19 protein-coding genes and 1 tRNA gene are annotated in these 19,392 nt (G+C 62.5%); 14 read left to right on the top strand and 6 right to left on the bottom strand.

The window, feature by feature from the left end:
- Positions 1-229: 229 nt before the first annotated feature.
- Entirely contained in the window at positions 230-1,240 is a 1,011-nt protein-coding gene (gene gap, locus LB577_RS11830) for a type I glyceraldehyde-3-phosphate dehydrogenase (RefSeq protein ID WP_013892632.1), read from the bottom strand.
- A 159-nt stretch (positions 1,241-1,399) separates the two neighbouring features.
- Positions 1,400-3,391, bottom strand: a complete 1,992-nt coding sequence (gene tkt, locus LB577_RS11825) for a transketolase (RefSeq protein WP_224686837.1) — start codon at positions 3,389-3,391, stop codon at positions 1,400-1,402.
- 262 nt (positions 3,392-3,653) lie between these two features.
- Here tkt and LB577_RS11820 point away from each other — a divergent pair, with 262 nt between their 5' ends.
- The 4 genes from LB577_RS11820 (at position 3,654) to LB577_RS11805 (ending at position 6,228) form a co-directional block, all read left to right on the top strand.
- Entirely contained in the window at positions 3,654-3,926 is a 273-nt protein-coding gene (locus LB577_RS11820) for a DUF4164 domain-containing protein (RefSeq protein WP_023763725.1), read from the top strand.
- 11 nt (positions 3,927-3,937) lie between these two features.
- Positions 3,938-4,303 (top strand): cell division protein ZapA, encoded by a 366-nt coding sequence (locus tag LB577_RS11815; RefSeq protein WP_013892635.1) that lies wholly within the window; start codon positions 3,938-3,940, stop codon positions 4,301-4,303.
- Between the two features lie 249 nt (positions 4,304-4,552).
- Positions 4,553-5,212 (top strand): peroxiredoxin, encoded by a 660-nt coding sequence (locus LB577_RS11810; RefSeq protein WP_224686836.1) that lies wholly within the window; start codon positions 4,553-4,555, stop codon positions 5,210-5,212.
- 155 nt (positions 5,213-5,367) lie between these two features.
- A complete protein-coding gene (locus LB577_RS11805) occupies positions 5,368-6,228 on the top strand; it encodes an MBL fold metallo-hydrolase (protein WP_224686835.1) in 861 nt (286 codons plus the stop codon).
- A 307-nt stretch (positions 6,229-6,535) separates the two neighbouring features.
- Here the strand turns inward: LB577_RS11805 and rpoH are convergent, their stop codons facing one another.
- Together rpoH and LB577_RS11795 are read right to left on the bottom strand one after the other, a co-directional pair.
- Positions 6,536-7,447: an RNA polymerase sigma factor RpoH gene (gene rpoH, locus LB577_RS11800; protein WP_013892638.1), complete on the bottom strand. Its 912-nt coding sequence runs from the start codon at positions 7,445-7,447 to the stop codon at positions 6,536-6,538.
- Positions 7,448-7,657: 210 nt separating this feature from the next.
- Positions 7,658-8,710, bottom strand: coding sequence for an RluA family pseudouridine synthase (locus LB577_RS11795; RefSeq protein ID WP_224686834.1), 1,053 nt, complete (start codon positions 8,708-8,710; stop codon positions 7,658-7,660).
- Positions 8,711-8,736: 26 nt separating this feature from the next.
- On the opposite strand from LB577_RS11795, the gene LB577_RS11790 reads away from it, so the two are divergent.
- From LB577_RS11790 to LB577_RS11760, 7 genes are all read left to right on the top strand, one after another.
- Positions 8,737-9,120, top strand: coding sequence for a fimbrial protein (locus LB577_RS11790; RefSeq protein WP_224686833.1), 384 nt, complete (start codon positions 8,737-8,739; stop codon positions 9,118-9,120).
- Positions 9,117-9,524: a VOC family protein gene (locus LB577_RS11785; protein WP_224686832.1), complete on the top strand. Its 408-nt coding sequence runs from the start codon at positions 9,117-9,119 to the stop codon at positions 9,522-9,524. The genes LB577_RS11790 and LB577_RS11785 overlap by 4 nt, the downstream gene beginning before the upstream one ends.
- 91 nt (positions 9,525-9,615) lie before the next feature.
- Positions 9,616-9,690, top strand: a tRNA-Glu gene (locus tag LB577_RS11780).
- 20 nt (positions 9,691-9,710) lie between these two features.
- Positions 9,711-10,082 (top strand): hypothetical protein, encoded by a 372-nt coding sequence (locus LB577_RS11775; protein WP_224686831.1) that lies wholly within the window; start codon positions 9,711-9,713, stop codon positions 10,080-10,082.
- A 790-nt stretch (positions 10,083-10,872) separates the two neighbouring features.
- Entirely contained in the window at positions 10,873-11,454 is a 582-nt protein-coding gene (locus LB577_RS11770) for a VOC family protein (RefSeq protein ID WP_224686830.1), read from the top strand.
- Positions 11,455-11,476: 22 nt separating this feature from the next.
- Positions 11,477-12,322, top strand: a complete 846-nt coding sequence (locus tag LB577_RS11765) for a glutathione S-transferase family protein (protein ID WP_224686829.1) — start codon at positions 11,477-11,479, stop codon at positions 12,320-12,322.
- Positions 12,323-12,587: 265 nt separating this feature from the next.
- The gene (locus tag LB577_RS11760; protein WP_224686828.1) at positions 12,588-12,980 is read left to right on the top strand and encodes a hypothetical protein; all 393 of its coding nucleotides are present in this window, start codon (positions 12,588-12,590) and stop codon (positions 12,978-12,980) included.
- Positions 12,981-13,139: 159 nt separating this feature from the next.
- On the opposite strand, the gene LB577_RS11755 is transcribed toward LB577_RS11760, so the two are convergent.
- Positions 13,140-13,355 (bottom strand): hypothetical protein, encoded by a 216-nt coding sequence (locus LB577_RS11755; protein ID WP_023763735.1) that lies wholly within the window; start codon positions 13,353-13,355, stop codon positions 13,140-13,142.
- Positions 13,356-13,669: 314 nt separating this feature from the next.
- On the opposite strand from LB577_RS11755, the gene LB577_RS11750 reads away from it, so the two are divergent.
- On the top strand, positions 13,670-14,593 hold the full coding sequence (locus tag LB577_RS11750; protein ID WP_224686827.1) for a DUF2865 domain-containing protein: 924 nt from the start codon (positions 13,670-13,672) through the stop codon (positions 14,591-14,593).
- A 137-nt stretch (positions 14,594-14,730) separates the two neighbouring features.
- On the top strand, positions 14,731-14,967 hold the full coding sequence (locus LB577_RS11745; protein ID WP_023776889.1) for a hypothetical protein: 237 nt from the start codon (positions 14,731-14,733) through the stop codon (positions 14,965-14,967).
- Positions 14,968-15,016: 49 nt separating this feature from the next.
- On the opposite strand, the gene LB577_RS11740 is transcribed toward LB577_RS11745, so the two are convergent.
- Positions 15,017-15,373 (bottom strand): hypothetical protein, encoded by a 357-nt coding sequence (locus LB577_RS11740; RefSeq protein WP_224686826.1) that lies wholly within the window; start codon positions 15,371-15,373, stop codon positions 15,017-15,019.
- Positions 15,374-15,555: 182 nt separating this feature from the next.
- Here LB577_RS11740 and LB577_RS11735 point away from each other — a divergent pair, with 182 nt between their 5' ends.
- The gene (locus LB577_RS11735; protein WP_224686825.1) at positions 15,556-19,317 is read left to right on the top strand and encodes a PAS domain-containing protein; all 3,762 of its coding nucleotides are present in this window, start codon (positions 15,556-15,558) and stop codon (positions 19,315-19,317) included.
- Positions 19,318-19,392: the final 75 nt, after the last annotated feature.

Genomic DNA, 19,392 nt, shown 5'->3' with positions numbered 1-19,392 from the left:
CGCCAAGTCAAAGTGTTACAGCGTCCTTTGCGCGTCCGAGGACGCGCGGCGCTGTAATGCTTTCCCGATTCAACGGAGAGTGGGGCGAAGGCATGGCCAGCGCAAGGCGGGAGGGTGGTTTTTTGGCCTATGCCGCTGATTTTCGGGCGGCTGACCGTTGCGGCTCCGGCAAATGAAAACGCCCGGGCGAAGCCGGGCGTTTCAGGGTCTTGCGAAGACGGACCTTCGATCAGGCGATGGTCTTGCCGAAGGCGACCGCGGTGTCGCCCATGCGGTTGGAGAAACCCCATTCATTGTCGTACCAGGACAGCACCGAAACGAAGTTGCCGTCCATCACCTTGGTCTGGTCGAGCGCCATGATCGAGGAACGCGGATCGTGGTTGAAGTCGATCGAGACATTCGGGTGATGGGTGACGCCGAGAATGCCCTTGAGCTTGCCGTTGGAGGCGGCGATCACCGCTTCGTTGATTTCCTGCACCGTGGTTGCGCGCTTGGCGATGAACTTGAAGTCGACGACCGAGACGTTCGGGGTCGGCACGCGGATCGAGATGCCGTCGAGCTTGCCCTTGAGGTCGGGCAGCACGAGGCCGATCGCCTTGGCGGCACCGGTCGAGGTCGGGATCTGCGACAGCGCTGCGGCGCGGGCGCGGTAGAGGTCCTTGTGCATGGTGTCCAGCGTCGGCTGGTCGCCGGTGTAGGAATGGATCGTCGTCATCATGCCCTTTTCGATGCCGACCGTCTCGTGCAGCACGGCGGCCAGCGGCGCCAGGCAGTTGGTGGTGCAGGACGCGTTCGAGATGACGATGTGGTCCTTGGTCAGCTTGTCGTGGTTGATGCCGTAGACGACGGTGAGGTCAGCGCCGTCGGCGGGTGCGGACACCAGCACGCGCTTGGCGCCGGCGGTGAGGTGCGCGGCGGCCTTGTCACGGGCGGTGAAGATACCGGTACATTCGAGGGCGATGTCGACACCGAGTTCCTTCCAGGGCAGCTGCGTCGGATCCTTGATCGCGGTGACCTTGAATTTTTCCTTGCCGACGGTGATCTGGTCGCCATCGACGCTCACCTCGTGCGGGAAGCGGCCGTGCACGCTGTCGTAGCGCAGCAGGTGCGCGTTGGTTTCGACCGGGCCGAGATCGTTGACGGCGACGACGTCGATGTCCTTGCGGCCGGACTCATGGATGGCGCGCAGGATGTTGCGGCCGATGCGGCCGAATCCGTTGATGGCAACTCTGACGGTCATGTTTCTCTCCCTGGGAGTTGGAAGGTAATTTGGTCCGCAGCTTCATAGCGGCGGACGGCCGAAGAATCCAGCCATTCAAGGCATGGATTTAAATCGATTAGGTTGGGCCAGCCCACGAAAAGGCAAACGCAGTTTCGTGGGCCTGGGCACTTCAATCGGTTATTTGCCGTGCAGACGGGCTTCCGCCGCCTTGGCAGCCGCCTCGGCGGTGATGCCGAAATGCGGATAGAGCTGCTCGATGGTGCCCGAGGCGCCGAAGCCGGTCATGCCGATGAAGATGCCGTCGGAGCCGATGAGATGATCCCAGCCCTGGCGGATGCCGGCTTCGATCGCCATCTTGATCGGCGCGTTGCCGATCGTCTTCTTCCGATAGTCATCGCTCTGCTTGTCGAACAGTTCGAAGCAAGGCACCGACACGACGCGGGTCGGGTGGCCGTGCTTCTCCAGCAAGTCGCGGGCGCCAAGCGCGATCTCGACTTCGGAACCGGTGGCGAAGATCGTCACCGCCGCCTCGCCGCTGGCCGCGGCCAGTTCGTAGGCGCCCTGGCTGCTCAGGTTCTTGTCCGAGTGCTCGGTGCGCACCGTCGGCAGGTTCTGGCGGGTCAGCGCCAGGGTCGACGGGGTCTTCTCCGATTCAAGGGCGATCTGCCAGCATTCGGCGGTTTCCACCGCGTCGGCCGGACGGAAGACATTGTGGTTCGGGATGGCGCGCAGCGCCGCCATATGCTCGACCGGCTGGTGGGTCGGGCCGTCTTCGCCCAGACCGATGGAATCATGGGTCATGACGAAGATCGAGCGGATGCCCATCAGCGAGGCAAGCCGCATCGATGGGCGGGCATAGTCGGAGAAACACAGGAAGGTGCCGCCATAGGCGATGAGGCCGCCATGCAGCGTCAGGCCGTTGATCGCGGCGGCCATGCCGTGCTCGCGGATGCCGTAGTGGACATAGCGCTGGCCGTAATCGTCCGGCGTGATGTTCTTGGTCTGGCTGGTCTTGGTGTTGTTGGAGCCGGTGAGGTCGGCGGAGCCACCGATGGTTTCGGGCACGGCGCCATTGATGATTTCGAGCGCCATTTCCGAAGACTTGCGGGTGGCGACCTTCGGCTTGTCGGCCGAGAGCTTCTTCTTGTAGTCGGCAATGACGGCGTCGAAATTGGACGGCAGCTTGCCGCTGGTGCGACGCTCGAACTCCGCCTTCAGCTTGGCGTCGGCCTTGGCGAGGCGACCTTCCCAATCGGTGCGTGCCTTGACGCCAGCCTTGCCGGCGGTGCGCCAGGCGTCGAGGATGTCGGCCGGGATTTCGAAGGGCGGCGAGTCCCAGTTGAAGAACTTGCGTGCGCCGGCGATCTCGTCGGCGCCAAGCGGCGAGCCGTGCGCCTTGTTGGTGCCGGCCTTGGTCGGCGCGCCGAATCCGATGGTCGTCTTGCAGGCGATCATCGTCGGCTTGTCGGAATGGCGGGCGGCTTCGATGGCATAGGCGATGGCTTCGGGATCCGTGCCGTCGATGTGGCTGGCGTTCCAGCCGGAGGCCTGGAAGCGGGCGACCTGGTCGGTGTTGTCGGCGAGCGAGACCGGGCCGTCGATCGAGATGTTGTTGTTGTCCCAGAAGACGATCAGCTTGTTGAGCTTCAGATGCCCGGCCAGCGCGATGGCTTCCTGGGAAACGCCTTCCATCAGGCAGCCGTCGCCGGCCAGCACGTAGGTGTAGTGGTCGACGAGATCGTTGCCGAAGGCGGCATTCATGATGCGCTCGCCGAGCGCGAAGCCGACCGAATTGGCGAGGCCCTGGCCGAGCGGGCCGGTGGTCGTCTCGATGCCGGTGGCATGGCCGTATTCGGGGTGGCCAGCCGTCTTCGAGCCCAGCTGGCGGAAGTGCTTGATCTGGTCGAGCGTCATGTCCTCGTAACCGGTCAGATGAAGCAGCGAATAGAGCAGCATCGAACCATGGCCGGCTGACAGGATGAAACGGTCGCGGTCGGCCCAGTGCGGGGCCTTGGGGTCATATTTCAGGAAGCGCGTGAACAGCACCGTGGCGATATCGGCGCAACCCATGGGCAGGCCGGGATGGCCGGAATTCGCCTTCTCGACGGCGTCCATGGAGAGAAAACGGATCGCATTGGCCATCCGGTCATGTTGTTCACGCGACGTCATGGTTCCTCCAGAAATGGGGGTTTGGGGCTTGGGAGAGCCCTTGAAAAGGGTGCGCGACACATAGCAGGCGCGGGCTTTTAGTCAACAAATCGGGTGCATATTTGCCGGTCTTGTGATGCCGACGGCGGGCCTACATTAGCGTTAGCGGGGGACAGTCGCGAGAGCTTTGTTGACGTCGCCTTCACCCGGTGCCTAATGTTTCCGATATAACGCGTTCTGAACGCGAACGATTCGGTGATGGGCAGGGCACAGGACGAACGCCATGACCGGGGAAACCACGCTCAAGGAAGTGATCGCCAGGCTGGGCAAGGCCATGGAGGGGCTGGAAAACGCCGTCGCGGCCAAGCTCGAGCACGAACGCGACTACTCGGAAGCCGAGGCCGAGGTGCAGCGGATGAATGCCGACCGCTCGCGGCTGGCGCAGGAACTCGACAATTCCGAAGCACGCGCCGAACGGCTGGAAGACGCCAACAAGGAAGTCTCGCGACGGCTGGTAACCGCCATGGAAACCATCCGCGCCGTGTTGGACAGATAGGAGCTGGCCCGATGGCACAGGTCACGGTTTCAATCGACGGCAAGCAGTATCGCATGGCCTGCGACGAGGGCCAGGAAGAGCATCTGATCGACCTTGCCGAACGCTTCGACCGCTATGTTTCACACCTGAAGGACTCGTTCGGCGAGATCGGCGACCAGCGGCTGACCGTGATGGCCGGGATCATGGTGATGGATGAGCTTTCCGAGCTGCAGAAACGCGTCAAGGGCATGGAAAGCGAAGTGCTGACCTTGCGCAAGACGCGCGACGAGGCGCTGACCAAGGCCGACAAGAGCGACAGCGTGCTGACCAATGCGCTCGGCGCGCTGGCGCAGCGCATGGAAGATCTCACGGCGACGCTGGCGGTCAACAAGGCCTGAGCAAGTCGCGGTTGAACGGCATCGCGCGCCGGATCTGTTGTTTCATGCAGACCTGTCTCCGGCAGAGACAGCTTCGACTTCGGCGGACATCCGAAAATCCTGCCGCAATTTCCATCGAGGACAGAATCTTTTTCGCCGCCAGCGCTGCAGCTGGCAGGTATAAGCATTTTGTCGGCGCTGCCGGGAGTGCTAAAAAGGTGTCGGGCCGCGGCAGCGGGTTTGCGGCATTGTCAAGGGTAGGGATAGATCATGAGCCTTCGTATCAACGATATCGCACCGGACTTCACCGCCGAGACCACCCAAGGGGTGATCAAATTCCATGACTGGATCGGCGACGGCTGGGCGATCCTGTTCAGCCACCCGAAGAACTTCACTCCGGTCTGCACGACCGAGCTCGGCACGATGGCGGGGCTCGAAGGCGAGTTCAAGAAGCGCAACGTCAAGATCATCGGCATTTCGGTCGATCCGGTTGCGAGCCACGACAAATGGCAGGCCGACATCAAGACGGCGACCGGCCATTCCGTGAACTATCCGCTGATCGGCGACAAGGATCTCAAAGTCGCCAAGCTCTACGATATGCTGCCAGGCGGCGCCGGCGAGACGTCGGAAGGCCGCACACCCGCCGACAACGCCACGGTGCGCTCGGTCTATGTCATCGGACCGGACAAGAAGATCAAACTGGTGCTGACCTATCCGATGACCACGGGCCGCAACTTCGATGAGGTCCTGCGCGCGGTCGACTCCATGCAACTGACCGCCAAGCACCAGGTGGCGACGCCGGCGAACTGGAAGCAGGGCGAGGACGTCATCATCACGGCCGCCGTTTCCAACGAGGATGCGATCAAGCGTTTCGGCGCCTACGAAACCATCCTGCCTTATCTCAGGAAGACCAAGCAGCCATCGGCCTGAACAGGCGCCGGAACGTTTTTCGTCTTTTTCACCCCTACGGGCCACGTCATGCTTGACTGGCCAGTAGGGCTGGACAAGCATGCCTTTGTCGGGGTTCGGTGGAGAAAATCATTCCTGCCGCGGCGTTGGGTTGGGAGCTCGGTTTGGACATTGCTTTGGCAAGACCGCAGGTCAGGGGCTTCTATGACAAGCCGACCGGGGCCATCCAGTATATCGTCGCCGATCCGGCCACGAAGCGCTGCGCCATCATCGACCCGATCCTCGACTTCGACGAGAAATCCGGCGCAACGGGTACGAAGTGCGCGGATGCCTTGCTCGATTTCATGAGGGAAAACGGGCTGGAGCTGGAGTGGATCCTCGACACTCACCCGCATGCCGACCATTTCTCCGCCGCGCATTACCTGAGGGAGAAGACCGGGGCGCCGACAGCGATCGGCGACAGGGTCGTCGATGTCCAGAACCTGTGGAAGGCAATCTACAACTGGCCGGATTTTCCTGCTGATGGCTCGCAGTGGGACAGGCTGTTTGGGGAGGGCGAGACCTTCCGGATCGGAACACTTCCGGTCAAGGTGCTGTTTTCGCCTGGACATACGCTGGCGTCGATCACCTACGTGGTCGGCGACGCCGCCTTCATCCACGATACGCTGTTCATGCCCGACAGCGGCACGGCGCGGGCGGATTTTCCCGGCGGCAGCGCCTTGCGGCTCTGGCATTCGATCCAGGCCATCCTGGCTTTGCCAGATGAAACGCGCGTCTTCGTCGGCCATGATTATCAGGCCGGCGGCCGCGAGCCTCTGTGGGAAAGCACGGTGGCCGCGCAGAAGGCCACGAACATCCATCTGGTCGCCGCGCACAGCGAGGCCGAGTTCGTCGCCTTGCGCGAGGCGCGTGACCGGTCCCTGCCGATGCCCAGGCTGATCCTGCATGCACTGCAGGTCAACATGAACGGCGGACGGCTGCCGGAACCGGAGGCCAATGGCCGGCGATATCTGAAGTTTCCGCTGGATGGGCTTTGAGGGATATTTTTGTGCGTCACCGCCGGTGAAACTGCCGATCTCCGGCGAGATGCCCGGCAGGGCAGAAGGGGGCTGTCCCGCCGACCTGTCAACCAATTGTAGCTGGCCGTCTAAACTGACGTCCGGCCGGAGATGGCTGAAATCGAAAAGTAGCGTTCCTTCACAACCCCCTCTGTCCTGCCGGACATCTCCCCCGCAAGGGGGGAGATTGGCCATGGTCCCGGTTTTCGCCAACCGCCAGCCGAATATGAAAAAGGCGGCGCCAGTTTCCTGACGCCGCCTTTTGATCTTGTTGCCGAACCCGGCTTTACGCTGCCGGCTGCGCCTCGATGGTGCGCAACGCCTGCATCTGTCGCTTGGCGGCGGCCTTGACTGCATCCTGCACCTTCTCGAAGGCGCGCACCTCGATCTGGCGCACGCGTTCGCGGCTGATGTCGAACTCGGCCGACAGCTCTTCCAGGGTCAGCGGCTCCTCAGCAAGGCGACGCGCCTCGAAGATGCGCCGCTCGCGATCGTTGAGCACGGCCAGAGCGCCGGACAGCATGCCGCGCCGGTTTTCCAGCTCGTCCTGCTCGATCAGCATCTCTTCCTGGCTTTCGTGGTCGTCGACCAGCCAGTCCTGCCATTCGCCGGACTCGCCTTCCGTCGCCCGGATCGGGGCGTTGAGCGAGGCGTCGCCGGACAGGCGGCGGTTCATCGACACCACTTCGGCTTCGGAAACGTTGAGCCGCGTGGCGATCTCGGCGATCTGATCGGGCTTTAGGTCGCCGTCATCCAGCGCCTGGATCTTGCCCTTCACCTTGCGCAGGTTGAAGAACAGGCGCTTCTGGTTGGCGGTCGTGCCCATCTTGACCAGGCTCCACGAGCGCAGGATGTACTCCTGGATCGAGGCCTTGATCCACCACATGGCGTAGGTCGCGAGGCGGAAGCCACGCTCGGGTTCGAATTTCTTGACGGCCTGCATCAGGCCGACATTGCCTTCCGAGATCACTTCGCCGATCGGCAGGCCGTAGCCGCGATAGCCCATGGCGATCTTGGCGACGAGCCTCAAATGGCTGGTGACGAGCTTGTGCGCGGCGGACGTGTCTTCATGCTCGGCATAACGCTTGGCGAGCATGTACTCTTCCTGCGGCTGAAGCATGGGGAAGCGGCGGATTTCTTCCAGGTAGCGGCTGAGGCCGCCTTCGCCGGAAACGATACTGGGTAGTGACTGGGCCATGATAGCGCCCCCTCTCTATTGGAGTGATGCCCCCGAAACGCGGCGGGCATGTGACGCGAGCACCAAAAGGCTCGCCCGCGACATCGGATCATATACAGGAACAAAACCAGAAAAGACAGCATTTGTTCAACACGAAACGGTGTGTCACGCTGAAGTGAACAATGTCAGTCAGGTTTTTGATGGCTGGCTCAACGCCTGTCGTCAGCAGGTTCAGAACTTGCAAAAGCCGCCGACGAGTTCCTCCATGTCCCTCGGTATCGGCGCCTCGAACCTCATCGTTAAATGGGTATCGGGATGACGAAATGCAAGGAGCCAGGCATGCAAAGCCTGCCGGGAAAATGCCTTGACCTGGCTTTTCAACGGTTCGGGCAGCCGGTTGGCCTTGGTGCGGAAGGCCTGGCCGTAGTCGGGGTCTCCGATCACCGGATGACCGATATGGGCCATGTGGACACGTATCTGGTGGGTGCGGCCGGTTTCCAGCCGGCATTCGACCAGGCTTGCGGTGGCGAACTCCTGCTGTTTCTCGCCAAAACGCTCCTGGACGGCAAAGTGGGTGACGGCGTGGCGGGCGTCGTCGCGGCCTTCCGGCACCACGGCGCGGCGCACCCGGTCGGCGGCGCGGCCGAGCGGCGCGTCGACCGTTCCGGTCGGCCGCTGCGGTATGCCCCAGACCAAAGCCAGATAGGCGCGTTCGAGATCGCCGGTCAGGCCATGATCGGCGAAGGCTTCGGATAGGGCCTTGTGGGCGCGGTCGGTCTTGGCCACCACCATGACGCCGCTGGTCTCCTTGTCGAGGCGATGGACGATGCCCGGCCGGCGCACGCCACCAATGCCGGAAAGGCTCTCGCCGCAGTGATGGATCAGCGCATTGACCAACGTGCCGGTCCAGTTGCCTGCGCCGGGGTGCACGACAAGCCCGGCCGGCTTGTTGATGACGATCAGTGCGTCATCTTCATAAAGCACATCGAGCGCGATGTTCTCGCCCCGCGGCTCGGCCGGCTCGGGCTCCGGCATGGCGACCGAGACACTTTCGCCTGGAAGCATCTTGCGCTTGGTTTCATCAACCGGCTTGCCGTTGATGGAAACGGCTCCCTGCCGGATCAGCATCTGCACGCGGCTGCGCGACATGTCCGGGCCAAGGCTGGCAGCCAGCCATTGGTCGAGGCGCTGGCCCGCCGCATCCGCGCCCGCCACCAGCACGGTGGGTGCCTCCATCAATCCGTCCTCTATCAATTGAGGGGCCTCTTCGCTATGAGCGCTCATTGAAAAACCGTTCCGGAATGTTTGCCATGGCCAGCCCAACCGCCGAGGAAGATCAGGAAAAGCCGCTCGACCCCGAAGTCGAAAAGGTGCGCAGGAAACTCGTCCGTTTCGTCGGCATCAATCTCGGCCTGCTGTTTCTTGCCCTTATGGTGGTGATCGGCGCCCTTGTCTACAAAGCGCGCAACGCGCCAGCGACGAACCCGCCGCTGGCCGGCGATATCCAGACCCCCGCCGGCGAGCTTGCCAGCGGCGACATCGTGCTGCCGGTCGGGGCCAAGGTGGTGAGCCAGTCGCTGTCCGGCAACCACGTCTCCATCGATGCCGAGCTCACCGACGGCGGCCGCGCGATCTTCATCTACGATATCGCGGAGCGCCGCCTGATCGGCCGTTTTGCAATTCGCAACAGATGACGGGTTTCGCCGAACATCGTCGCGTCGCGACCGTTGCGCTGGTCGTCGCCAACTATGACGAGGCGATCGCCTGGTATGTCGGGCGGTTGGGTTTTGATCTCGTCGAGGATGTCGATCTCGGCGGCGGCAAGCGCTGGGTCACGGTGGCGCCGGCCAACGGCCAGGGCGCCAGGCTGCTTCTGGCCGAGGCTTCCGACGAGGCACAAAGCAAAAGCATCGGCAACCAGACCAGTGGCCGGGTTTTTCTCTTTCTCGAAACCGACGACTTCGCCCGCGATCACGCGGCGATGCTGGAGAAGGGCGTCGAATTCCGCGAGGCGCCGCGTTTCGAACTCTACGGCACGGTGGCGGTTTTCGCCGATCTGCACGGCAATCTCTGGGACCTGATCGAGCCCAAACGGTAACGCGTTAGCTGCTTTTTGTCCGATGCGGCAAAGCAGCCGAAACCCCAGTTGCTTTTTCCCAGCCGTCAGCCTATATCGCCGGTTCTTGAACGCGCCCATCGTCTAGCGGTCAGGACACCGCCCTCTCACGGCGGGAACAGGGGTTCGATTCCCCTTGGGCGTACCAAGGATTTTCTGCCAGATGCGATGCTTGCGCTATACGGCCTGTTGCAGCAAGTTGGCTGCATGAAACAATTGGCTTTGCCGCTCCTCATTTCCGCGTCCCTGATCGCCCAGTGCGGTCCGTCGTTCTCCAAGGACAGGAAGATCACCGGCACCATTCGAGGTTTCGAATGTGGCGATAATTGCTATCTGACTATTGTCGACCGCAAGAAGCAGGAGCAAGTCGGCCTGTGTTCCGCTCCCGAGTGCGGAAGCTGGAACGAGCAAACCGCGATGCCGTCCCGCTACAAGGGAAAACGCGTGACCGTTACAGTCGGACAAGGGAAGCAGATCGATGACAGCGGCAACGTGATGGGAGAGATGATGTCCTTCACGAAGATCAGATTTCTCGACTAGCCTTGGCGGTATTCGCGACCACCTCGCGCTCCAAGTGGAAGTGGAGGGCCAGCGCAATGCCGGCCCCTTTTGCTTTTAGACTGCTGTGCAGCGGTCCGTCCGGCGCAACAACGGCTCGGCCGTTCCTTCCCACAGTTTCGGATCACATTCTGACAAAGTACCCGTGTGGGTTGCGTTCACCGAAAGAAGCGGCAAAACCCGCGAAAATCCGGCGGCCGCATGGCCGAATTCACCCAATTTAAGTCAGGCCGCGACGCTTGAAAGCACAACGATCTCTGTTACTTGGCATGCGGGTAGCGTCCGCGGATGGCGGACTTTGGGTCGGGTAGAGTTGGGATGTCCTCAGTCAAGATGATTTGCTCGCGCTGCCATGGCGGCGGCAAGGTTTTCGATTGCTCGAGATGGTCTGCGTCAAAAGGGCATTGCTGCCCGCAGGGGACGCATCAGACAAGCTGCCCGGGGAAGACCATCGCATGCGCCGAATGTGGCGGCGTGGGGATGCTGGCGGTGGCCGAGCTCAGGGCCGTCGCGTAGTCGCGGTTTCGGCCAGGGCGCTACTAGCCCGCCTTTGGCTAGGGCTGATAACCGCAATCCTTAAAAACGTTTCCCTGGCTATTACAACCAGGAACGGTTTCGCCGGCGTGCCAACATTAGGGTTCGCCGCTTCTGGCGCGGCAGAGCCGATTGCATTAGCATCACCTCCTGGATCTTGAGGCACAGTTCGAGTGGCGCGCAGAACGCCGCGTGCCGGGGAGATCCGCACGGGCAGCTGATGCCTCGGGAGGGGCCAATGCAGAAACTGCAGTCGCAGGGTGTCCACCACATCACGCTGGTTGGCGCCGGCCGCCAGACCTCGATCGATTTCTGGGAGGGCGTGCTCGGCATGCCGTTCATCTTCGAGCAGCCCAACCTCGACAAGCCCAAGGAGAGCCATCTCTATTTCGATCCCGGCGACGGCCGGCTGATCACCGTCTTCACCGACGAAAGCCGCACGCCGGAGAAGCGACGCACGCCGACCGATACGGGCTGTGTCCACCATATCGCCTTTTCGGTGTCGCGCGTCACGTTCCTGCAGGCGGTCGCGCGGCTCGACGAGCGCGGCATCGAGCACAGCGGCGTCAAGGATCGCGGCTTCATGGATTCGATCTATTTCGAGGATCCGCTCGGGCTGCTGATCGAACTCGCCTCCTATCGCTTCGAGCCGCCGGCCGGCTTTAGCCATGCCGACGTGCTGATGGAAGCGCACAGGCTGCGGGTCGCGCGCGGCGACTACAACATCGCCGAAGTGCATCTCGCTGATGCGATCCAGGCGCTCGTCGAGCGTTCGCGCGCAACCCTGTCGGATGACCGGGCGCCGAAGAACCCATACTGAACGGGCACAGAGGGAGGAACAAATGGCCAAGACAGCGACAATAAAGGCGAAGAAACCCGCGGCCAAGGTGGCCGCAAAGACGACCCCAAAGGCGGCGGCCAAAGCAGCGGCGAAACCGGCAGCAAAGGCCACCGCGAAACCCGCTGCGAATGCCAAGGCCAAGCCGGCGAAGAAACCGGGGCTGAAGCTCAGCATGCTGAAGCCGAGCGTCAACAACATGACGGTGCGGGTTTTCGCGCGCGCGGCCGGATTCGACGCCGCCGAGACCGACGCCTGGGGCCACACGCGCTCGCCCGAATATATGGCGCGCAATCCGGCGCACCTGACGCCGATGATCGAGGACAAGGGGCTGCCCAGAGGCGTGCTTTGGGAAAGCTGCGCCATCATGCAGTATCTCGCCAACAAGCACGGGCTGGAGAAATTCTATCCCACGGCGCCGGCCAAGCGGGCAATGGTCGACAGCGCCATGTTCTACCTGATCGGCACCCTCTACCCCTATGTGGCGCGCGCCACCTATCCGGCGCTTGGTTTCCCGCACTATGCCGGCGAGGTCGGCCACAGCGACGCCCATCCCGACAAGAAGTCCGAAGCCCAGAAGGCAGCCATGGCCGCGATCGCCGAGCCGCTGGAGGTCTTCCACAGCTTCTTCAGGGACGGCAAGCCGTTCATCGGAGGCAAGCACCCGTCGATCGCCGACATCCGGCTGGCGGCGACGCTCGAGTTCCTGGCCGTCATCGACTACGCGCTGCCTAAATGGACGAAGGAGTACATGGCGGCGATCGAAAAGAAGCTCGGCAAGGCCTACGCCGAGCCGGCCGGCGACGTGCGCGGCTATATCGCCCATGTGAAGTCGCAGGCCAAGGGTTAGGGATTCGTTAACCAAAGCCCTGTCTACTGCCCGGAATTCACCGCGCGACCACGGATGTACTGGCGCCGAGGTGGAAGGAAAGGTCGGCCCCGCGCCGGCCTTTTGCTTTTTGGGGTGGTGGTGCCGGCACATCGCGGCACGAAACTCAGCAACGCCGAAGCATCAACTTTTGCGTCGAGATATTGTCATTGCCAACGTCGGCTCTAACATCCCTTACAGCCAGTCCAGCCATGAATGCCGGCCGGCAGTGAAATGAGGGATTGCAATGAAGTGCGTCGCGGCAAGGCTGATGATCGCCGTTGGAATGCTGGTCGGGACCCTTCTCCCGTCACAGGCCGCGACGCTCAATACAATGGCTGATGTCGGCGCCGCGATCCAGGCATGCTGGACGCCCCCGGCGGATGCCGGGAATTCGACCGTAACCCTGAGCTTCAGCTTCAAGCGCGACGGCACGCTGATCGGTCCACCAAGGGCGACTGCCGTCAAGGTGACCGGCGATGACAAGGCGCGGCAGGCGTTCATCGACGCGGCCACCGCGGCCGTCAAGAATTGCACGCCCCTGACTTTCTCGCCGACGCTGGCACAGGGCATTGGCGGCAAGGTGTTCACGTTGCAATTGGTTTCCCCGAAGCAGTTGCAATCGGTCTCCCCGAAGTAAGAGCTGCCTTCACCGACCTTACAGCGAGAAGCTAGGTGACCTTTCCTGACGCCAATGGGGCGTCTCGCGGAAAGCAGGGTGCCCGGCAGGCTTTACGCCTCTGGCAGGTACCCTCCGGGACCAACGGCTCAATAGCCCGGCGCTTCTGGGATAAATGGCTCAATGGCTCAGGCGCCGCGCCTCGGCATGCCGTGCCAGATCCGGTGTTTCGAAGACGTAGTCGTTCCAGGCCGATTCCGGAATTTGCCCAGCCAGATAGCACTCCAGCAACAGGTTCTGCTCGGCATTAAGCGGCCGTGGCGCGCCCTCATGATCAAGCCCGAGGGAATGAAAAAGGTTTCTTGTCAGTTCCGATACCGTGAAGTGGATCGACATCAGCGTTCTCCTTTGCCTTTCAACGCCGCGGCCCAGGCAAAGGTTTCAGGTCTGGTATCGGATTTAGCCGAGCGCCTGGCGTCCTGACCTTGCAGCATTGGCGCTCATCGATCGAGCCGCACTGTTTTCCGGTTCGTCTCAATCTTGAAATAAAAATGTAATATCGAATTTACAGAGGTGGTCATATTACACTAAATGAAGGTCTGCTTAGGCTGAAAGTCTTAAAATATTAGACTAAGCTCATTTAGTGAAAGGTTAGATCAGTCTAAAGAACGTGATTCCAGACTATCCGCAACAAGTATCATGTCGTCCCGATGACCCGTTTCTGGTTTCTCATGATGATGATCGCACTGGTAATGGTGACCTCCTTTGCGCTCGGCACAACATCTTCCTACGCGGACAGTTGCAGCGCGATCAGAGGTCAGTTGCTTTCCGCCGGTCGCGGTGGCGGCGTGAGCCCGGAACTGGCGCAGCTGCGCCGCCAGCTCGCGGCGATCCAGGGCCTGGAGAGGCAGCGCAAATGCACCGCGCAAAGTGCCGTGGGAGGTTTCTTCAATGCTTGCGCCGACCTTGCCAGGAACCGGTCGGACGTGCAGCGCCAGATCGTGGCCGCGTCCAATTCCGGCCGGGACATTTCGGGCCTGCAGGCACGGTTCGTGGCGCTCGGTTGCACATCCCGGGGCAAGGAGCAGCGCCCGGCGCCGAAGGCGCAGTCCGCGGCGGCAACGGCGATGCCAACGTACAGCGGCAACACGATGCTGTTTTGCGTGCGCCTTTCGGATGGATATTTCTTCCCGGCGCCCAAGTCGCAATTCGCCGGCAACGACGATCTCAAGGATACGGCCGATCAATGCCGTTACATCTGTGACAATCCGGCGGTCGACCTCTACACGCTGAGCGATGCCAGTCTGGAAACCGAAAAAATGGCCGCGCTTGATACGCGCAAGCCTTACACAGAATTGCCAACCGCTTTCCGCTACCGTGAGGATGCCAATTTCAAGGCCTGTGACGTCAAGCGCTATTACCGGCGGGTAGCCGAACTGAGAGCGAGGACGGTCACGCCCACGAACATGAGCAATGCCATCATCCCCCTGCCACAGCCAAAGCCGGACCTCGGCAGTGTCGCGGCAATTCCGGGATCCAGCCGCGAGGCTCCGGGCACCGCTCAGTTGCAATCGATCGAGGCCAGCAAGCGGTCGGTGCGCGTGGTTGGCCCTGCCTTCTTCCCCGTGGAATAGCAACGGTTTTTCGAACCCGGCGGCCGACCGCCGCGATGAGCCTGTCGCTTACCTGGCCGCGATCCTGGCCGCCGCGATCTGGCTGGAACAGGTGCCTGCTCCCGGCGTTGTGATCGACATCAGCTGGGAGCAACGCCATGGCGACGTTCAGGGAAATGCGGGTTCTGGAGATCCTCGAAGACGGCTCCTTGACCAAGGACGAGAAGATCGCCGAACTGCGCAAGATCGAATCCGAGGCGCGCGGGCTGCAGCGGGCAGCGTCGGAGAGCCCGATGGGCGACGATGACGGCTGGCAAGACGATCTGCGCCAGGTTCGTCTGGCGCTCGACAAGCTCGGTGCAAAGGAACCGAAGAAGGGCGCGGCAACGCTATAGAGTCCTATCTGCTGTAGGGTTCCGGCAGGCGCTTTCTGAAGAAGTTAGCCTAGTCGCAGACCATGCGAACGCGTTGGCCTGGAGCGCTTACATTCCTGCACGCCAGCTGCTTTTCCGGGCCGGAAGACGAGGGAGCCGGGGAGGAAAGCCTCCTTTGATGCCGTTTCTGCAAGGCAGGCTTCACAACTCTGCGCTCGGAAAACCGTTCGGGCGACTGTGGTGGCGCCGGAAACGCGCCATTGTCGACCTGCGACGGTCCGTAGTCGACATTGGGTGGCGGCCGGTCCCAGAAGCGCCTGGCATCGAGCGGCCGCGGGATGATGACCGTGCCGTCATAGCTGCGCGAACAGCCGCTGCCGAAAAGCAGCGCCACGCCCAGCAAAAAAGGCCCTATCCGTCCAGACATAAGCAACACCCCTGCGGGCGCTTATAACGCAGCGTTGGCCGACCCGGCAACCGGACGGAACAACGCAGCAACAACGGTCCGGTTGCTCGTTAAGGTTAGCGGATCGTTAATGCTTCTCGGGCACATTCCGCCGACGAACCGCGGAGGGAGGGTTCGGCCTTGATTTTCGGGGTGGGGACAGCATGGCGGAAGCGGACGAAGCAATCGGCGCACGCGGCAAGCGCGAGCCCGGCAAGGCAGCAGCGCAAGGCGGCGACGCCTTGCCGCATACTGCCGACATGGATCGCGCCGAAGGGCTTCGCCAGCTTGTCGAAGCCGGCTCGGACTGGATCTGGGAGACCGATGCGGAGCTGCGCTTCTCCTGGCTTTCGCAGGGCTACCAGGCGGCGACGGGCATCGATCCGGCCGATGTGCTTGGCCGGTTCCGCTTCGATTTACTCAACCAGGTCCTGAAGGGCAATCGCAGCGCGGCAGCGCATCTGGAGGATCTGCAGGCGCGCCGGCCGTTCCGCGACTTCGTCTATGAGCTGAAGGACGGCGGCGCCGACTGCCGCTGGGTGCTGACGTCAGGCTTTCCACGCTTCGACAGCGAAGGAAAATTTGCCGGCTATCGTGGCATCGGCCGCAACGTCACCGCGCTGGCCGCCGCCTTCGAGGAGATGGCGCCGAAACAGGACGAAGACGTTTCCTCGCAAAGCCTCGTCAACCTTCGCACGATGGTCGATTCGATACCGATCGGGGTGCTCGTCCTCGATGCCGATATGCGCGCGGAGGTGATCAACCGCGCCTTCCATGACTTCTGGAGGATCGATCCAAACCGCGCCGGGATCGGCTCCAGCTTCCGCGAGCTGATGGAAGCCAGCCGTGCCATCGATCCTTTCGGTGCCGACGAGACTGCCTGGCAGCGCCATGTCGCCGAGCGCGAAGCCGAGATTAGGGCCGGCGTCGCTGGCTCCAGGCAATTGCCGCACAATGACGGGCGCACGCTGGTCGCCTCACTGGCATCGCTGGCCGGTGGCAAGCGGCTCATTTCCTATGTCGATGTCACCGACATGAAGGGCCGCGAGACGGAAGCCGAGGATGCCCGCAAAAACCTTGCGACCGTTCTGGAATCGCTGCCGGCAGGCGTCATCATCTACGACCGAGACGACAAGTTCGTCTTCGCCAACCGCAAGCTGCAGGATTCGCTGCCGGCACTGAAGCCATACTGGCAGCCTGGGCGCACTTTCCGAGAGGCGCTGGAGTTCGGCCACTCGGTCGGCTACTTCCGCTCGAGCGGCGATGCCGAGGTGGACAGCCTTTATGCGGTCGATACCGAACGCTGGCTCGACGGCATGCTGAGGCGCTACCGTCTGCCAAATTCTTCCTATGAGCGTCTCAATGCGGATGGACGCTGGTATCAGGTCTACGACATGCGCACCGATGACGGCACGTTCATCGGCGTGCGCGTCGACATCAGCGACCTCAAGAGCCGCGAGGCCGCCTTGCGCGACTCGATGCGCCAGATCGATCTGTTCCGGCACGTCATGGACGAGCTGCCGGTGGCCGCCTTCATCAAGGCGCAGGACCTGAACATCGAATTCGTCAACAAGGCCTGGTGCGCGCTGACCGGCCTCGCCAAGGAAGATGTCATCGGCCGGACCGACCGGCAATTGTTCGGCGCCGAGGAAGCGGAAGGCTTCAGCCATGACGACGCCGATGTCGTGGCGACCGGCAATGTGCGCGAGGTCGAGGAGCCGATCACCCATCGCGACGGCACGGTGCGGCAGTTGATGACGCGCAAGAGCCGCCTGGTGGCCAGCGACGGCTCGGTGCACCTTGTCGGCTCCAGCACCGACATCACCGATGTCAAGGCACGCGAGCGGGCGCTGGAAGAAAGTATGCGCGAGAACGAGGTGTTCCGCAGCCTGATCGACAACGTGCCGGTGTCGATCTACGCCAAGCGCTCCGACCTCAGGCAGTTCTACGTCAACAAAGGCTGGTGCGATCTCACCGGTCTCAGCAAGGAAGAGGCGATCGGCAAAACCGACGTCGAGATCTTCGGGCCGGACGGCGAGGCCTTCGTCGCCGGCGACCTGGCCGTGCTGCGCACCGGCGAAACCCAGGAGATCGAGGAGACGGTGACGCTTGCCGATGGCAGCGTGCGCCACCAGTTCGCCCGAAAGGGCGCGATGATCGCGTCCGACGGTTCGCTCTATCTGATCGGATCAACCACCGACATCACCGAATTGAAGATGCGCGAGGCCGAATTGCGCGAGGCGCGCCAGCGTGCGGTGCTCGCCGACCGCGCCAAGTCGGAATTCCTCGCCAACATGAGCCATGAGATCCGCACGCCAATGAACGGCGTGCTGGGCATGGCCGAACTCCTGGCCAAATCCAATCTCGATCCAAAGCAGAAGACGTTCACCGACATCATCGTCAAATCGGGCAACGCGCTTTTGACCATCATCAACGACATCCTGGATTTCTCCAAGATCGATGCCGGCCAGCTGGTGCTCGATCCGGCGCCGTTCAATCTCGCGGAGGCGATCGAGGACGTCGCGACGCTGGTGTCGACACGCGCCAAGGAAAAGGATCTCGAACTCATCGTGCGCATCGAGCCGAGGCTCGGAAGCCTGTTCATCGGCGATGTCGGCCGGATCAGGCAGATCGTCACCAACCTGCTCGGCAACGCGGTGAAATTCACCGACGAAGGCCATGTGCTGGTCGACGTGACCGGCGAACGGATGCCGACCGGAACCAGGCTGACGATCTCGGTCACCGACACCGGGATCGGCATCCCCGAGGAAAAGCTGAAGCTGGTGTTCGAGAAATTCAGCCAGGTCGACACCTCCTCGACAAGGCGGCACGAGGGCACCGGGCTTGGTCTCGCCATCACCTCGCGACTGGTCGAACTGATGGGCGGCAAAATCGGTGTCGAGAGCGCCGAGGGCAAGGGTTCGACTTTCTGGTTCGAGGTGACGCTGCCCAGCGCCGAACAGCAGAACGGGCAGCGCATCATGCCGGTGGATGTGACCGGCGCTCGCGTGCTGATCGTCGACGACAATGCCGTGAACCGTGCCATCCTGACCGAGCAGATGACGTCGTGGACATTCGATTCATGCGCGGCTGAAAGCGGCGCCGAGGGGCTCAAGGTGCTGATCGCCGCCGCGGCCTATGGCGTACCGGTCGACTGCGTCGTGCTCGACTACCAGATGCCTGGGATGAGCGGCGCCGAAATGGCGCGCATCGTGCGAAACACCGCCGGCCTCGCCAACACGCCGATCATCATGCTGACCTCGGTCGACCAGTCGCTTGCCAACACCAGCTACCGCGATCTCGGCATCGACGCACAGCTGATCAAGCCGGCGCGCTCGTCGGCCCTGCTGGAAACGCTGGTCGCGACCGTCCAGCGCCATCGCCACACCACGGTTGGCCACGCCGCCCAGCCATCGGCAGGCGAGGACGCGCCTCAGCGGCCGCAATTGGCGCTGTCCGAGCAGCGCGCACAATTGCAGCCACCGCCGGTTCGTCCCAGGCTGCCGGCCGTCGGCGATGACGGACAGAGGCTTGATATCCTCGTGGCGGAGGACAATGAGGTGAACCAGATGGTCTTCACCCAGATCCTTGGCGAGACCGGCTACGGCTTCGAGATCGTCAGCAACGGCCGCAAGGCGCTCGACGCCTTCGGCAAGCTCAATCCTTGCATGATTCTGATGGACGTCTCGATGCCGGAGATGAGCGGTCTCGAAGCGACGGCCGCGATCCGCCGGCTGGAGGAAGACACCGGCACGCATGTGCCGATCGTCGGGGTCACCGCGCATGCGCTCAAGGGCGATCGCGAACGATGCCTGGAAGCGGGCATGGACGACTATCTGCCAAAACCAATCAGCCCCAGGGCCCTCTTGGAGAAGGTCGAGCGCTGGGTCGGCGCCAGCCGCCAGGCGCAGCGCAACGCGGGATAGCACCGCGTCGCGGATTCGCGGCATCTGAAGAGGCAAGCCGAAGGAATCAGTGGGAGATTCCCTGCTACCCCCGCG

It is taken from the genome of Mesorhizobium sp. B283B1A (assembly GCF_020165735.1).
GTDB classification, from domain to species: domain Bacteria; phylum Pseudomonadota; class Alphaproteobacteria; order Rhizobiales; family Rhizobiaceae; genus Mesorhizobium; species Mesorhizobium opportunistum.
The sequence above is the reverse complement of the archived record's forward strand: the minus strand, read 5'-3'. Positions and strand labels throughout refer to the sequence as shown.

Coding starts and splice junctions, on each gene's coding strand:
- gap (WP_013892632.1), bottom strand. CDS start 1,240: ATGACCGTCAGAGTTGCCATCAACGGATTCGGCCGCATCGGCCGCAAC.
- tkt (WP_224686837.1), bottom strand. CDS start 3,391: ATGACGTCGCGTGAACAACATGACCGGATGGCCAATGCGATCCGTTTT.
- LB577_RS11820 (WP_023763725.1), top strand. CDS start 3,654: ATGACCGGGGAAACCACGCTCAAGGAAGTGATCGCCAGGCTGGGCAAG.
- LB577_RS11815 (WP_013892635.1), top strand. CDS start 3,938: ATGGCACAGGTCACGGTTTCAATCGACGGCAAGCAGTATCGCATGGCC.
- LB577_RS11810 (WP_224686836.1), top strand. CDS start 4,553: ATGAGCCTTCGTATCAACGATATCGCACCGGACTTCACCGCCGAGACC.
- rpoH (WP_013892638.1), bottom strand. CDS start 7,447: ATGGCCCAGTCACTACCCAGTATCGTTTCCGGCGAAGGCGGCCTCAGC.
- LB577_RS11795 (WP_224686834.1), bottom strand. CDS start 8,710: ATGAGCGCTCATAGCGAAGAGGCCCCTCAATTGATAGAGGACGGATTG.
- LB577_RS11790 (WP_224686833.1), top strand. CDS start 8,737: ATGGCCAGCCCAACCGCCGAGGAAGATCAGGAAAAGCCGCTCGACCCC.
- LB577_RS11785 (WP_224686832.1), top strand. CDS start 9,117: ATGACGGGTTTCGCCGAACATCGTCGCGTCGCGACCGTTGCGCTGGTC.
- LB577_RS11775 (WP_224686831.1), top strand. CDS start 9,711: ATGCTTGCGCTATACGGCCTGTTGCAGCAAGTTGGCTGCATGAAACAA.
- LB577_RS11770 (WP_224686830.1), top strand. CDS start 10,873: ATGCAGAAACTGCAGTCGCAGGGTGTCCACCACATCACGCTGGTTGGC.
- LB577_RS11765 (WP_224686829.1), top strand. CDS start 11,477: ATGGCCAAGACAGCGACAATAAAGGCGAAGAAACCCGCGGCCAAGGTG.
- LB577_RS11760 (WP_224686828.1), top strand. CDS start 12,588: ATGAAGTGCGTCGCGGCAAGGCTGATGATCGCCGTTGGAATGCTGGTC.
- LB577_RS11755 (WP_023763735.1), bottom strand. CDS start 13,355: ATGTCGATCCACTTCACGGTATCGGAACTGACAAGAAACCTTTTTCAT.
- LB577_RS11750 (WP_224686827.1), top strand. CDS start 13,670: ATGACCCGTTTCTGGTTTCTCATGATGATGATCGCACTGGTAATGGTG.
- LB577_RS11745 (WP_023776889.1), top strand. CDS start 14,731: ATGGCGACGTTCAGGGAAATGCGGGTTCTGGAGATCCTCGAAGACGGC.
- LB577_RS11740 (WP_224686826.1), bottom strand. CDS start 15,373: ATGTCTGGACGGATAGGGCCTTTTTTGCTGGGCGTGGCGCTGCTTTTC.
- LB577_RS11735 (WP_224686825.1), top strand. CDS start 15,556: ATGGCGGAAGCGGACGAAGCAATCGGCGCACGCGGCAAGCGCGAGCCC.